Annotated in this window: 9 protein-coding genes and 1 pseudogene; 6 read left to right on the plus strand and 4 right to left on the minus strand. The window is 66.0% G+C overall.

Going from position 1 to position 13,464, the window contains the following annotated elements; translation table 11 throughout:
- Positions 1-87 precede the first annotated feature (87 nt).
- The 5 genes from ftsZ to ligA all read left to right on the plus strand — a co-directional run bounded on the left by ftsZ (position 88) and on the right by ligA (position 8,183).
- The gene (ftsZ, locus tag ALC15_RS17780) at positions 88-1,878 is read left to right on the plus strand and encodes a cell division protein FtsZ (protein ID WP_050628360.1); all 1,791 of its coding nucleotides are present in this window, start codon (positions 88-90) and stop codon (positions 1,876-1,878) included.
- Between the two features lie 349 nt (positions 1,879-2,227).
- Positions 2,228-3,190 carry a UDP-3-O-acyl-N-acetylglucosamine deacetylase gene (gene lpxC, locus ALC15_RS17785; protein WP_050628361.1) on the plus strand — a complete coding sequence of 321 codons (963 nt, stop codon included), beginning with the start codon at positions 2,228-2,230 and terminating at the stop codon, positions 3,188-3,190.
- A 245-nt stretch (positions 3,191-3,435) separates the two neighbouring features.
- Positions 3,436-4,344, plus strand: coding sequence for an outer membrane protein assembly factor BamD (locus tag ALC15_RS17790; RefSeq protein ID WP_050628362.1), 909 nt, complete (start codon positions 3,436-3,438; stop codon positions 4,342-4,344).
- Between the two features lie 13 nt (positions 4,345-4,357).
- Complete coding sequence (recN, locus tag ALC15_RS17795) at positions 4,358-6,028, plus strand: DNA repair protein RecN (protein WP_050628363.1); 1,671 nt, start codon at positions 4,358-4,360, stop codon at positions 6,026-6,028.
- Between the two features lie 7 nt (positions 6,029-6,035).
- A complete protein-coding gene (ligA, locus tag ALC15_RS17800; RefSeq protein WP_050628364.1) occupies positions 6,036-8,183 on the plus strand; it encodes an NAD-dependent DNA ligase LigA in 2,148 nt (715 codons plus the stop codon).
- A gap of 16 nt (positions 8,184-8,199) precedes the next feature.
- On the opposite strand, the gene ALC15_RS17805 is transcribed toward ligA, so the two are convergent.
- Both ALC15_RS17805 and ALC15_RS17810 read right to left on the minus strand, forming a co-directional pair.
- On the minus strand, positions 8,200-9,492 hold the full coding sequence (locus ALC15_RS17805; protein WP_050628365.1) for a multidrug effflux MFS transporter: 1,293 nt from the start codon (positions 9,490-9,492) through the stop codon (positions 8,200-8,202).
- 276 nt (positions 9,493-9,768) lie between these two features.
- Positions 9,769-11,597, minus strand: a pseudogene (locus tag ALC15_RS17810) (aminopeptidase P family protein).
- A 190-nt stretch (positions 11,598-11,787) separates the two neighbouring features.
- Between ALC15_RS17810 and ALC15_RS17815 the strand changes: the two are divergent.
- Complete coding sequence (locus ALC15_RS17815; RefSeq protein WP_050628366.1) at positions 11,788-11,973, plus strand: hypothetical protein; 186 nt, start codon at positions 11,788-11,790, stop codon at positions 11,971-11,973.
- 18 nt (positions 11,974-11,991) lie between these two features.
- On the opposite strand, the gene ALC15_RS17820 is transcribed toward ALC15_RS17815, so the two are convergent.
- On the minus strand, positions 11,992-12,498 hold the full coding sequence (locus ALC15_RS17820; RefSeq protein WP_050628367.1) for a hypothetical protein: 507 nt from the start codon (positions 12,496-12,498) through the stop codon (positions 11,992-11,994).
- Positions 12,495-13,379, minus strand: a complete 885-nt coding sequence (locus ALC15_RS17825) for a 50S ribosomal protein L11 methyltransferase (protein ID WP_050628368.1) — start codon at positions 13,377-13,379, stop codon at positions 12,495-12,497. The genes ALC15_RS17820 and ALC15_RS17825 overlap by 4 nt, the downstream gene beginning before the upstream one ends.
- Between the last annotated feature and the right edge of the window lie 85 nt (positions 13,380-13,464).

Here is a 13,464-nt window from a genome sequence, read left to right on the forward strand (position 1 = left end):
GACCGCACCCCGGCTCATTGCATTTTCACCAGCTCCCGCGGCCAGCGCCGGGACGAACCAACGCGCGCATAATCGAGAGAGGCAACCATGGCACTCAATCTGACACCCCCTGACATCAGCGAGCTGAAACCGCGGATCACCGTCTTTGGCGTCGGCGGCGCGGGTGGTAATGCCGTCAACAACATGATCACCGCCGGGTTGCAGGGCGTCGACTTCGTCGTCGCCAACACCGACGCACAGGCGCTGACGATGTCGAAGGCGCAGCGCATCATCCAGATGGGCACCCAGGTCACCCAGGGCCTCGGCGCCGGTTCGCAGCCCGATGTCGGTGCTGCGGCCGCGCAGGAAGTCATGGACGAGCTTCGCGACCATCTCACCGGTGCCAACATGGTGTTCGTCACCGCAGGCATGGGCGGCGGCACCGGCACGGGCGCTGCGCCCGTGATCGCCAAGGCCGCGCGTGAAATGGGAATCCTCACCGTCGGCGTGGTGACGAAGCCGTTCCACTTCGAAGGTCAGCGCCGCATGCGCACCGCCGAGCACGGCATCTCCGAGCTCCACAAGGTGGTCGATACGCTGCTGATCATCCCGAACCAGAACCTGTTCCGGGTCGCCAACGAGAAGACCACCTTCGCCGACGCGTTCGCGATGGCCGACCAGGTGCTGTACTCGGGCGTCGCCTGCATCACCGACCTGATGGTCAAGGAAGGCCTGATCAACCTCGACTTCGCCGACGTCCGCGCCGTGATGCGCGAGATGGGCAAGGCGATGATGGGCACCGGCGAGGCGACCGGCGAGAAGCGCGCGCTGACCGCCGCCGAAGCTGCGATCGCCAACCCGCTGATCGACGACTCGTCGATGAAGGGCGCCCGCGGCCTGCTGATCTCGATCACGGGCGGTAAGGACCTGACCCTGTTTGAGGTCGACGAAGCCGCAACCCGCATCCGCGAAGAGGTCGACGCCGACGCCAACATCATCGTCGGCGCCACCTTCGACGAATCGCTCGACGGCATCATCCGCGTCTCGGTGGTCGCGACCGGGATCGAGCAGGCCGCGATCGCTTCGCGTGCCCAGGCGCCCGCGCAGCAGCAGGGTGGTTCGCCGGAGAGCCGGCTGGCCGACCTGACCGCCCGCCTGCGTGCCGACAATCAGCGCATGGCCGAGCGTGCCCAGAAGCTGGAGCCGTCGACCGGCGTGACGGTTGCGCCGATTGCGCCGCAGGCCGCGGCGCCGCAGCAGCGTCCGGCGGTCGAGCGCGCCGCACTCGCGGCGATTGCCGCCGCGGTTGCCCCGGACAGCATGCCGGCCGCTCAGGCGCCGATGCAGCCGGCTTCCTACGGTGACGTCACCGTGCGGCCGATCGCCCAGAAGCCGACATTGTTCCCGGACCACGAAGCGGCCCGGGCCGAGCAGCACGAGCCGATGCCGCCCGAGACCTTCATCCCGCAGGCGGCGGAGCGGTCGCCGGTCCGTGCCCCGCGGATGCCGAAGTTCGAGGATCTGCCGATGCCGGCGCAGGCCGAGATTCGCCAGGCCAGCGGCGACGGTGAGGCGGAACATCCGCAGAAGACCCGGCTGTCGCTGCTGCAGCGGCTTGCCAATGTCGGCCTCGGACGCCGCGACGAAGAGACCGAGCCGCCGATCGCGGCCCGTGCCTCCGGTCCGGCGATGCCGACGATGCCCCCGCTGCCCGAGCGCAAGCCGGCCCGTAGCGTCGCCCAGCAGATCTCGGCGAATGAGCAGCCGGTATCGGAATATGCGAAGCGCCCGGCGCCGCAGGGCTTGGACGCCCATGGCCGTCAGGCGCCTGTTGCCCCGGCGCCACAGGGCGACGACCATCTTGATATCCCGGCCTTCCTGCGCCGGCAGGCAAACTGAAGTTTGTTACAACCTTGGCGATGAAGAAGGCCTCGGCGGGGAACCGCCGGGGCCTTCTGCCTTAGACGGGCATGGAATTCTGCTCGGTGAACAAGCAACTGATTTTAAATGATTAATTATTCTTTCGGTGGTCAGATGGCCACTCGCCGTTGGCCGTTTTCGCTGCCGCAATTTGGTTAACCTTGGGCGTGAATGCGGCAGAGATGGGGTAACAATCGGTAAAGAAGCGTGAGTTGGCGCGGATTAGGAAATCACTATGGTCTGCCGTGACTTGGGGAGCTCAAGCGAGTCGGCCTTGGGGAAGTTTGGCCACTTGAATTGAGCGAAGTCGGGTAGTGGGCATTATCGAATGAAGTTCAGCCGTCAAACAACGCTTCGGTCGCAAGCCACCGTGACTGGCGTAGGCGTTCATTCCGGTCTTCCTGTTAGTCTCACGCTGGGACCTGCACCTGTTGATGCGGGTTTTATTTTTGTCCGCACCGGTCTCGATGGTGCTGACCGCGAAGTCACCGCCACCGCTGATGCCGTGATCGCAACCGAATTCGCGACGGTGCTCGGTGACCGCGAAGGGCCGCTGGTTTCGACCGCGGAACATGTTCTCGCCGCGCTGCGCGGGATGGGCGTCGACAACGCCACGATCGAAATTGACGGATCGGAAGTGCCGATCATGGACGGCAGCGCTGCGGCGTTCGTCGCAGCCATCGACCAGGCCGGCATTGTGACCCAGCCCGCCGTCCGCCGTTTCATCCAGGTGCTGAAGCCGGTGCAGGTCAAGATCGGCGATGCGATGGGCGAGCTTCGTCCGTTCGCCGGCGGGTTCCGCGCCGAGGTCGAGATCGACTTCGCCAACCAGGTGATCGGCCACCAGACCTTCTCCTTCGACCTTTCGCCGGAAGGCTTCCGCCGCGACGTCGCGCGCGCCCGGACCTTCGGCTGCATGAATGACGTGGCGCGGCTGTGGGGCGCTGGCTTCGCGCTCGGCGCCAGCTTCGACAACACCGTGGTGTTCGACGAAGCCCGCCTGCTCAACGTCGAAGGCCTGCGCTACGCCAACGAGTGCGCCCGCCACAAGGTGCTCGACGTGATCGGTGATCTCGCGCTGGCCGGCCTGCCGCTGCTCGGTAGCTACCGCTCGGTGCGCGGCGGCCACAAGCTCAACAACGCGGTGCTGAAGGCGCTGCTCGCCGACCGTAGCGCCTGGCGCGTGGTCGAATCGGAGACGGCCCGGCGGCCGGTCCGCGGTCATGTCGAAGCCGGTGCGGGCACCGTGGGTGGCCTCGTCGCCCCGGCCTACGGTCCGGACGTGTCCTGATCGCCGCAGGCGGTCAGCCCCAATTTCCGTAATAACCACAGCAGGCTGTGCGCTTCGCCGGGTCGCCTTATTCCCGGCGGATTGGCTCCGTATTCGGTTGGTCCACGGTCATTTTTCGGTTAAACAGGCCCGCGGTTGCCTTGATCCGGCGCCAACGGCACGAGAGATATTGCATCCATGATCGCGGTTCATGGGTGGAGTGGGGTCTCCGTTAACCGCATCAAAGGCGTCAGGTTTTACAATTCATGTCGGCAATGCGTATGGCGCTCGAACCACGCTCCTCTTCTGACGTCTCCGGCCTGACCAAGGCCGCGCGCACGCTGCGTTTTGCGGCGGGCCTGATCGTGCTCGCACTGCCGCTCTCAGGCTGCGGCACCGGCGCGCTGTGGGACAAGTTCATGTCCAAGGACGATACGTTCGTCGATGAGCCCGCGGACAAGCTCTACAATGAGGGCTTGTATATGATGAACGAGAAGAAGGACCTGAAGGCCGCCTCGAAGAAGTTCGAGGAAGTCGACCGTCAGCACCCCTATTCGGACTGGGCGCGCAAGTCGCTGCTGATGTCGGCCTATTCGTATTATCAAGCCGGCGACTACGACAGCTGCATCGGCTCCGCCACCCGCTACGTCACGCTGCATCCCGGCAGCCCGGACGCTGCCTACGCCCAGTACCTGATCGCGGCATCGCATTTCGACCAGATCCCGGACATCTCGCGCGACCAGGGTCGGACCGAGAAGGCGATCGCGGCGCTCGAAGAGGTGGTGCGGAAATATCCGACCTCGGAATACGCCACTCAGGCCAAGAACAAGATCCAGGCGGCGCGCGACCAGCTCGCCGGCAAGGAAATGGCGGTCGGTCGCTACTACATCGAGAAGCGCGACTTCACCGCCGCGATCAATCGCTTCAAGACCGTGGTCACGCAGTACCAGACCACCCGCCACGTCGAAGAGGCGCTCTACCGGCTCACCGAGGCCTATATGGCGATCGGCATCGTCGGCGAGGCGCAGACCGCAGCCGCGGTGCTCGGCCACAATTTTCCGGACAGCCGCTGGTACAAGGACGCGTATAATCTAGTAAAGTCCGGCGGTCTCGAGCCGAGCGAGAATCAGGGATCCTGGATCAGCAGGACCTTCAAGAAGATAGGTCTCGGCTAGGAATTGTCCTCGCATGCTGGCCCGTCTGTCGATCCGTGACATCGTCCTGATCGAACGGCTTGATATCGAATTTTCCCGTGGCCTTGCGGTGCTGACCGGCGAAACCGGCGCCGGCAAATCGATCCTGCTCGATGCCTTTGCGCTGGCGCTCGGCGGCCGCGGCGATGCTGGCCTCGTGCGCCATGGCGCCGAGCAGGGGCAGGTCACCGCGATGTTCGATGTCCCGAAGGGGCATCCGGCGGCGAGGATCCTCGCCGAGAACGGCCTCGACGACACCGGAGAGATGATCCTGCGCCGGGTGCAACTCGCCGACGGGCGAACCCGCGCCTTCATCAACGATCAGGCGATCAGCGTGCAGACCCTGAAGGCGGTCGGCGCGGTCCTGGTCGAGATCCATGGCCAGCACGACGAGCGCGCGCTGGTCGATGCCTCCACCCATCGCCAGCTGCTCGACGCCTTCGCCGGCCACGAGAAGGACGTCGTGGCGCTGGGAGCGCTGTGGGAAATCAGGCGGACCGCCGGCACCGCGCTCGACGAGCACCGCGCCGGCATGGAGCGCGCCGCGCGCGAGGCCGATTATCTGCGTCACGCCTCCCAGGAACTGAAGGCGTTGGCGCCGAAGGAGGGCGAGGAGACCGAGCTCGCCAACCGCCGCACCACCATGATGCAGGGCGAGAAGGTCGCGACCGATCTGCGCGAGGCGCAGGAGGCGATCGGCGGCCCGCATTCGCCGGTGTCGGCGCTGTCGGCCGCGGTGCGCCGGCTGGAGCGGCGCGCCGCCAATGCGCCCGGACTGATCGAGCCGGCCGTGAAAGCAATCGACATCGCGATCAATGCGCTGGAGGAAGCCGATCAGCATCTGCATGCAGCACTGGCGGCGACCGATTTCGATCCCGCCGAGCTCGAGCGGATCGAGGAGCGGCTGTTCGCGCTGCGCGCCGCTTCGCGCAAATACTCGACGCCGGTGGATTTGCTGGCCGCGTTGGCGGCGCAATACGCCGGCGACGTTGCGCTGATCGATGCCGGCGCCGACCAGCTGAAGAAGCTGGAGGCGGCCGCCGCCGAAGCCGACAAGCGCTATGCTGCTGCGGCCGCAAAACTGTCGGCGGCGCGCAGCAAGGCCGCCGAGAAGCTCAACAAGGCGGTCAATGCCGAGCTCGCGCCGCTCAAGCTTGAGCGCGCGAAATTCATGACCCAGGTCGAGGCCAATGCCGCCGCGCCTGGGCCCGAGGGTATCGACCGCGTCGAGTTCTGGGTCCAGACCAATCCGGGCACCAAGCCGGGGCCGATGATGAAGGTCGCCTCCGGCGGCGAGTTGTCGCGCTTCCTGCTGGCGCTGAAGGTCGTGCTGGCCGATCGCGGCTCGGCCCCGACCCTGGTGTTCGACGAAATCGACACCGGCGTCGGCGGCGCGGTCGCGGACGCGATCGGCTCGCGGCTGGCGCGCCTCGCCGGCAAGGTGCAGGTGATGGCGGTGACCCATGCGCCGCAGGTCGCGGCCCGCGCCAGCCAGCATCTGTTGATCTCCAAGGACGCGCTCGACAAGGGCAAGCGGGTCGCCACCCGCGTCAACGCGCTCGCCGCCGACCATCGCCGCGAGGAGATCGCGCGCATGCTGGCCGGCGCCGAGATCACCGCCGAGGCAAGGGCCGCCGCGGAACGGCTGCTCCGGGCGGCGAGTTAGTTCGCCGATGGCCACCAAAGCGAAGAAGGCGCCGGTCAACGTCGAGAAGCTCACCAAGGCCCAGGCCAAGGTCGAGTTGATGCGGCTTGCGCTCGAGCTCGAAGGCCACGACAAGCGCTATTACCAGGACGACGCGCCCAGCGTCACCGATGCCGAGTACGACGCGCTGCGGCAGCGTTACAACGCGATCGAGAAGCGCTTTCCTGAATTCGTCACCGCGGAATCGCCGTCGCAGAAGGTCGGCGCCGCGCCATCGGGGCGCTTCAAAAAGGTCCGCCATTCCGTCCCGATGCTGTCGCTCGACAACGCGTTTGCGGAAGCCGACGTGGTCGACTTCGTTGGACGCATTACGCGTTTCCTGAAGCTGCCGGACGACAAGATCGATTTCTCCGCCGAGCCGAAGATCGACGGCCTCTCGATGTCGCTGCGCTACGAGGGCGGCGAGCTCATCACCGCGGCCACCCGCGGCGACGGCGCCGAGGGCGAGGACGTTACCGCCAACATTCGTACGCTCGAGGACGTGCCGCAGAAGCTCAAGGGCCGCAATGTGCCCGAGATCTGCGAGGTGCGTGGCGAAGTCTACATGACCAAGAAGGCGTTCCTGGCGCTCAACGAGCGGCAGAAAGCCGCCGGCGACACTATCTTCGCCAATCCGCGCAATTCGGCGGCCGGCTCGTTGCGACAGAAGGATCCAACCATCACCGCCTCGCGTCCGCTCGGGTTCTTCGCCTATGCCTGGGGCGAGATGAGCGCGATGCCGGAGGATACCCAGACCGGCATGATCCAGTGGTTCGAGCGGTGTGGCTTCAAGACGAATCCGCTGACCAAACTGTGCCACTCGGTCGAGCAACTGATCGCATTCCATCGCAAGATCGAGGAGCAGCGCGCCGAGCTCGACTACGACATCGACGGCGTCGTCTACAAGGTCGATCGCATCGACTGGCAGGAGCGGCTCGGCTTCGTGTCACGCACGCCGCGCTGGGCGATCGCGCACAAATTCCCGGCCGAGCGCGCCATGACCGTCTTGCGCGATATCGAGATTCAGGTCGGGCGCACCGGCTCGTTCACGCCGGTCGGCAAGCTCGAGCCGGTCGGGGTCGGCGGCGTGATCGTGCAGAACGTAACGCTGCACAACGAGGATTACATCAAGGGCATCGGCAACAAGGGCGAGGTGCTGCGCGAGGGGCGCGACATCCGGATCGGCGATACCGTGGTGATCCAGCGGGCCGGCGACGTGATCCCGCAGGTCGTTGACGTCGTGATCGACAAGCGGCCGAAGAGCGCCAAGGAATTCCACTTCCCGAAGAAGTGCCCGTGCCCGCTGCACACCGACGTGGTGCGCGAGGAGACCGCGACCGGCGAGGAGGGCTCGCGGCTGCGCTGCAGCGGCGAGTTCGCCTGTCCGTTCCAGAAGGTCGAGCACCTCATTCTGTTCGTGTCGCGCCGCGCCTTCGACATCGACGGCCTGGGAGTGAAGCAGCTGCAATATTTCTTCGACGAAGGCTGGGTCAAGGAGCCCGCCGACATCTTCACGCTGCCGAAGCGCAACGCCAAGCTGAAGCTCGAGGACATCGAAGGCTATGGCGAGACCTCGGTGCGCAATCTGTTCGCCGCGATCGACAGCCGCCGCCGAATCGGGCTGGAGCGCTTCGTCTATGCGCTCGGCATGCGTCATGTCGGCGAGACCACCGCGCTGGCGCTGGCGCGCGGCTACGGCTCGTGGGACGCATTCCACGAGGCCTGCCTGAAGGTCGCCAAGGGCGACGAGGAAGCGATCGCCGAGATGGACGCGCTCGACCAGATCGGCGACACCGTGATCAAGAGCATCGCGGATTATTTCGGTGAGAGCCACAATCGCGGCATCGTCGAACGGCTGACCGGGGAACTCGACGAGATCATCGACGCCGAGAAGCCGAAGAGCAATTCGGCGGTGGCGGGCAAGACCGTGGTGTTCACCGGCTCGCTGGAAAAGATGACGCGCGATGAGGCCAAGGCGACGGCCGAGCGGCTTGGCGCGAAGGCGACCGGTTCGGTGTCGAAGAAGACCGACTATGTCGTCGCGGGACCGGGCGCCGGCTCGAAGCTTGCCGAAGCCCAGAAGCACGGCGTCACCGTGCTGACCGAAGACGAGTGGCTGAAGCTGATCGGAGAGTAAGGCGCGGCGCCGCGCCTCACATCATGCCCTGCTCATCCTCCTCCGCCTGCGCGATCAACTGTTCGCTCACGACCACATTCCGCCTCGGCACGATGAAGATCATGGTGCAGGCGCAGGCGATCGAGATTGCGAAGATTGCCGAGGTCAGCGGCAGCGTGGTGGTGGAGTGGCCGCCGAGATAGGCGCCGAATTGCGAGATCAGTGAGCCGATACCCTGTTGCAGGAAGCCCATCGCGCCTGAAGCAGTGCCGGCGGCCTCGGGGCGAATGCTGATGGCGCCGGCGGCGGAGTTCGCCATGACAAAGGCATTGGCGACCATCACGATCATCTGGGTGCCGAACAGCCAGAGCGGGGCCTGGTTCAGCCCGGCGAAACTCCAGATCAGGTTGAGCAGGCTGCCGCCGAGCTGCAGCGCGAGGCCGAACCAGATCAGCTTTTCGAGGGAATGCCGCGGCGCGAAGCGCACGCACAGCAGATTGCCGATGAAGTAGCCGAACCCCGTCATCGCGAACCACGCGCCATACTCGGCGCTGCTGCGGCCCATCTGGGTCACCACGATATAGGGGCCGCCGCCGGCGAAGGCGAAGATGATCTGGGAGGCCAGCACCTGGCACAAGAGATAGCCGACGAAGGCGCGGCTTCGCATCAACTTGCCGAGGTCGCCGCGGAAGCTGGAGCTGTCGGTGCGGTCGCGGCGGGTTTCGGGCAGCGCCAGCGCGATGAAGATCGTGGTGATCAGCGACGCCGCGGTGATGAAATAGAGGATCGCGCGCCAGCCGAACGTGGTCTCCAGCAGGCCGCCGGTCAGCGGGCTCACCATCTGCGCGATCATCAGCGCGGCCACGACCAGGCTGATCATGGCGCCGACCCGCTCGCGCGGATAGAGGTCGCGGATGATGGCGCGGCTGATCACCATGCCGCTGGCGCCGCCGAGCGCCTGGAAGAAGCGCGCGGCGATCAGCTGCGGCAGGGTCTCGGCGAAGTCAGAGCCGATGCCTGCAACGACCATCAGGCCGAGGCCCGCGAGCAGCACCGGGCGGCGGCCGAACTTGTCGGACAGCGGTCCCATGATGAGCTGCGACAGCGCGATGCCGACCATGTAGAGCGACACGGTCATCTGCGCGATCGAGATGTCGCGGCCGAAATCGGTCGCCAGCACCGGCAGCGCCGGGACCAGCATGTAGAGCGAGATCGGCGCAACGCCCGTCATCACGACGAGCATCAGCAGCATGATCCTCGATGTCGCGATGTTGTTGTCTTTGGTGTTGTCTTGGGCCGCGCCGGGCGGCTTGCCCATCACGCCGTGCATTCAGGTCCGATCCAGCATTGTGTAAAGACTGTAGCGCGCTCCCTCGCGTGGAATACGGGAGTTTCGGCATACGCCCATGCGGTTCGGGAAGAGGCGGCGGTTATGTTTCGCCTCGCGCAATAACCTCACCGTCGTCCCGGCGAAAGCCGGGACCATAACCACAGGCGCGCATCGTTGAAGCGCGCTGTGGCCCAGCGTCATGCAACAGCAGACCGTGGTGGCCATGGGTCCCGGCCTTCGCCGGGACGACGTCGAGTGTGTGGATACAGCGTGCCGCTACTTCAGCGCCGCCGTGGCCTCGTCGAGCCACAGCTTGGTGGCATTGTCGTCGAGGTGCGGGCGCACCGTGCGCGCGACGCGGGCATGGTAGTCGTTGAGCCAGGTCAGTTCGGCCTCGCTCAGCATGCTCACGTCGATCAGGCGGCGATCGATCGGCGCCAGGGTCAGCGTCTCGAACGCGTTGACCGGCTTCTCGGCGCCGGCAATGTCGGTGCCGATCACGAGCTCGAGGTTCTCGATCCGGATGCCGTAGCGTCGGTCTTGTAGTAGCCGGGCTCGTTGGACAGGATCATGCCGCGCTTCAGTGGTGTGGTGCCGAGCTTGGAAATGCGCGCCGGCCCTTCATGGACGCTGAGATAGCTGCCGACGCCGTGGCCGGTGCCGTGCTCGAAATCGATCCCGGCCTGCCAGAGATATTGCCGCGCGAAGCTGTCGAGCTGCGCGCCGGTGGTGCCGTCGGGGAAGATCGCGCGGGCGATCGCGATATGGCCGCGCAGTACGCGGGTGAAGCGGTCGCGCATCTCGTCGGTCGGCTTGCCGATCGCGATGGTGCGGGTGACGTCGGTGGTGCCGTCTTCATATTGCGCGCCGGAATCGATCAACAGGAGGTCGCCGGGCGCGATCCGGCGGTTGCTCTTGCGTGTCACGCGGTAATGCACGATGGCGCCGTTCGGCCCGGTGCCGGCGATGGTCGGGAACGAAACGTCCTTCAGCGCGCCGGTCTGGCGGCGGAACGTCTCCAGCGCTTCGACGGTGTCGATCTCGGTGAGGTGGCCGGAGGGCGCCTCGCGGTCGATCCAGGCGAGGAAGCGCGTCAGCGCCACCGCGTCGCGCTGATGCGCGGTGCGGGTGCCCTCGATCTCGGTGAGGTTCTTGACCGCCTTGAGCAGGCTGACCGGATCGTTGCCGCGCACCGGCTTGCCGCCGGCGCCGGCGATCAGGCGGCTGAGGGCGTCCGCCGCGGTCGCACTATCCAGCGCAATCGAGGCGCCGCGCTTGGCGAGCTCGGTGAGCTTGGCGGTCAGCGCCGCCGGTTCCTCGACATCGGCGGATTGCTCGAGATGGTCGCGCGCAGAGTTGGACAGCTTGCGGTGATCGATGAACACCAGCGGCCGGCCTTCCTTCGGCACCAGCGCGTAGGACAGCGGCAGCGGCGTATGCGAGACGTCGGCGCCGCGGATGTTGAAGGTCCAGGCCACCGCGTGGCTGTCGGAGAGCACCAGCGCATCGACGCCGAGCTTGTTGATCTCGAGCCGGACGCGCTTCAGCTTCTCGGCCTCGATCTCGCCGGAGAATTGCGTGCCATGGATGGCGACCGGACCGAGCGGCGGTGTCGGCCGCTCGTGCCAGATCGTATCGATCGGGTTGCCGTCGACTGCGACCAGTTCGGCGCCGGCCTTGGTGCAGGCCGCGGCCAGCCGTTCGGCTGCCGCAAAAGTGTGCAGCCATGGGTCAAATCCTAGGCGGTCGCCGGCTGCCAGGTGCCGGGTCAGCCAGTGCTCCGGCGGCGGCTCGACCAGCGGCTCGACCTGCCAGGCCTTGGCGTCGACCTGCTTGCCGGCCTGCAACGTGTAGCGCCCGTCGACGAACAGGGCGGCTTCCTTGGCGAGCACGATCGCCAGCCCGGCCGATCCGGTGAAGCCGGTCAGCCAGGCAAGCCGCTCCTCGGACGCCGCAACATATTCATTCTGCTGCTGGTCGGCGCGCGGGACCACAAACCCGGTCAGCTTGCGCCGCGCCAGTTCCTCGCGCAGCGCGCTCAGCCGTGCAGTCAGCGCCACGCCGCCTTCGGGTTCTTCGAACGTCTGGAAATGGGCTTCGAGCATCGCTGTCGCACTCTCTGTCGGATGCAGCATGAGCTTCGCGCAAGCGCAGTCAAGCTGACCATATTTTGGCATAACTTATGCTTGAATCATGGCATAGTAGAACTGACCGGACGATGTCCACTGCACGTCGATGGTCAAGCGTACGGGGGGTGTCCAGGAGTGTCTCAACTCAACGGTGAGGAGATGCACGATGCCTGCATTCACGTTTGAGAAGATCTCGCCGCCGGTCCGCCGTGGCCCGATCGCGCCGATCGAGCAGAAGCAACGTGGCGTCATCGTCCAGATGCTCGACCGCTTTGTCGAGGCACGTGCGCGGCGCGCAGCCGGTCAGGACAAGGTCGAGACCGACGGCCGCGATTCCACAGCGCCGAAATAACCAACCCGCAGATCGCGTTTACTGTTCGAGATCGGACGCCTTGACCACGGTCGCGTTGACGACCCTCGTGCCGTCGAGTTCGCGCACGATCCGCTCGTCGGGCTCGACAACACCGAGATCGAATTCGCACTCCGGCGTCAGCAGCGTCATGCGCTGGCCGACGATGACGACGACGGACATGTCGAGGGTCTCGCCGGATATCGCCCATTTCCGGAGCTCGCTGCGAAACGGCTCCTTGCGCCAGGCATCGGGGAAGCCCGGATCGCAGCGGACCTCGAGGCCGTCCTCGGATGTCGTGAGCACAAGCTTCGATCGCGAGGGCTTCCAGTGCTCCTCCAGCAGCTCGTTGACCAGCCAGACGCAGCTGAACGCGCTGCATTCCGCCGGCCGGCCCGGATAGATCCGGCAGCCGCGCCGGGGCGCGCAGTGCGGACACCATGCGTTGGCGGGCTTTGCCAGTTCCTCGATCGCCATCACCTTGCAGCAGAGCGAGCAGTCGCCGCACTGTCTGCCGGTCGCGGTCACTTCACGGAGCGCAGCAGCAGGCTGCTCCAGCCCTCGATCTTCAGATGCCGCAGCGGCACCAGCCCGCGGGCGCGATAGGCAGCGATCACCGCTGGCGCCTGGTGGGTCAGCAGGCCCGAAAGAATGACCTGCGCGGATGATGCCAGGTGCCGTGCCATCGGGCCCGCCAGCTGGCGCAGCGGATTGGCGAGGATGTTGGCGAGCACCAGATCGAACGGCCCGTCCGCGGCAAAGCGCGGCGCGGCAAAGCCCGTGGCACGGATCACGTCCACCAGATGTCCTGCGCCGTTCAGCCAGGCGTTCTCCTCAGCGACCCGCACCGAGGGGAGGTCGATGTCGCTCGCCAGCACCTTGCCATGCAGTGCCTTGGCGGCGGCAATCCCGAGCACGCCGGTCCCGGTGCCGAGATCGAGCACCCGGCGGGGCTGATACGCCTTCAGGACGTGGTCGAGGAGCAAGAGGCAGCCGCGCGTGGTGCCGTGATGGCCGGTGCCGAAGGCGAGCGCCGCCTCGATCTCGATGCCGAGCTTGTTGGGCGGTATCTTGTGCCGGTCATGCTGGCCGTGGACGACAAAGCGGCCGGCCGCCACCGGGACCAGGTCCTCCAGGCTGGCCTTGACCCAGTCCTTGGCCTCGATGGTGTCAAATACCAAAGTCGATGCGACATCCTGCCGCACCACCTGTCCGACCAGCTCGCGCAGCAAGGCCTGGTCGGGCGGCTCGGCAAAATGGACGGTGACGTCCCAGCGGCCGTCCGGCCGCTCAAAGGCCGCAAAAGCCGCCTGATCCTCGAAGAACAGCTCGGAAAGCGCGTCGACCACGCGCTTTGCGGTCGTTTCGTCTGGGAGGGTGACGCTGGCGCGGTGCGTGGACGGGGTCATCGGAGGCCGTTAGCGCGGTTTTTGTTAAAATTCCAACCCAGATTCAATCGAATATCGCGAGAATTGAGAGGTTCCCGATTCAGAC

This window comes from Bradyrhizobium viridifuturi (assembly GCF_001238275.1).
Taxonomy (GTDB): domain Bacteria; phylum Pseudomonadota; class Alphaproteobacteria; order Rhizobiales; family Xanthobacteraceae; genus Bradyrhizobium; species Bradyrhizobium viridifuturi.

Bases quoted from the DNA above. Each gene is read 5' to 3' on its own strand.
- ftsZ (WP_050628360.1), top strand. From the start codon at position 88: ATGGCACTCAATCTGACACCCCCTGACATCAGCGAGCTGAAACCGCGG.
- lpxC (WP_050628361.1), top strand. From the start codon at position 2,228: ATGAAGTTCAGCCGTCAAACAACGCTTCGGTCGCAAGCCACCGTGACT.
- ALC15_RS17790 (WP_050628362.1), top strand. From the start codon at position 3,436: ATGTCGGCAATGCGTATGGCGCTCGAACCACGCTCCTCTTCTGACGTC.
- recN (WP_050628363.1), top strand. From the start codon at position 4,358: ATGCTGGCCCGTCTGTCGATCCGTGACATCGTCCTGATCGAACGGCTT.
- ligA (WP_050628364.1), top strand. From the start codon at position 6,036: ATGGCCACCAAAGCGAAGAAGGCGCCGGTCAACGTCGAGAAGCTCACC.
- ALC15_RS17805 (WP_050628365.1), bottom strand. From the start codon at position 9,492: ATGCACGGCGTGATGGGCAAGCCGCCCGGCGCGGCCCAAGACAACACC.
- ALC15_RS17815 (WP_050628366.1), top strand. From the start codon at position 11,788: ATGCCTGCATTCACGTTTGAGAAGATCTCGCCGCCGGTCCGCCGTGGC.
- ALC15_RS17825 (WP_050628368.1), bottom strand. From the start codon at position 13,379: ATGACCCCGTCCACGCACCGCGCCAGCGTCACCCTCCCAGACGAAACG.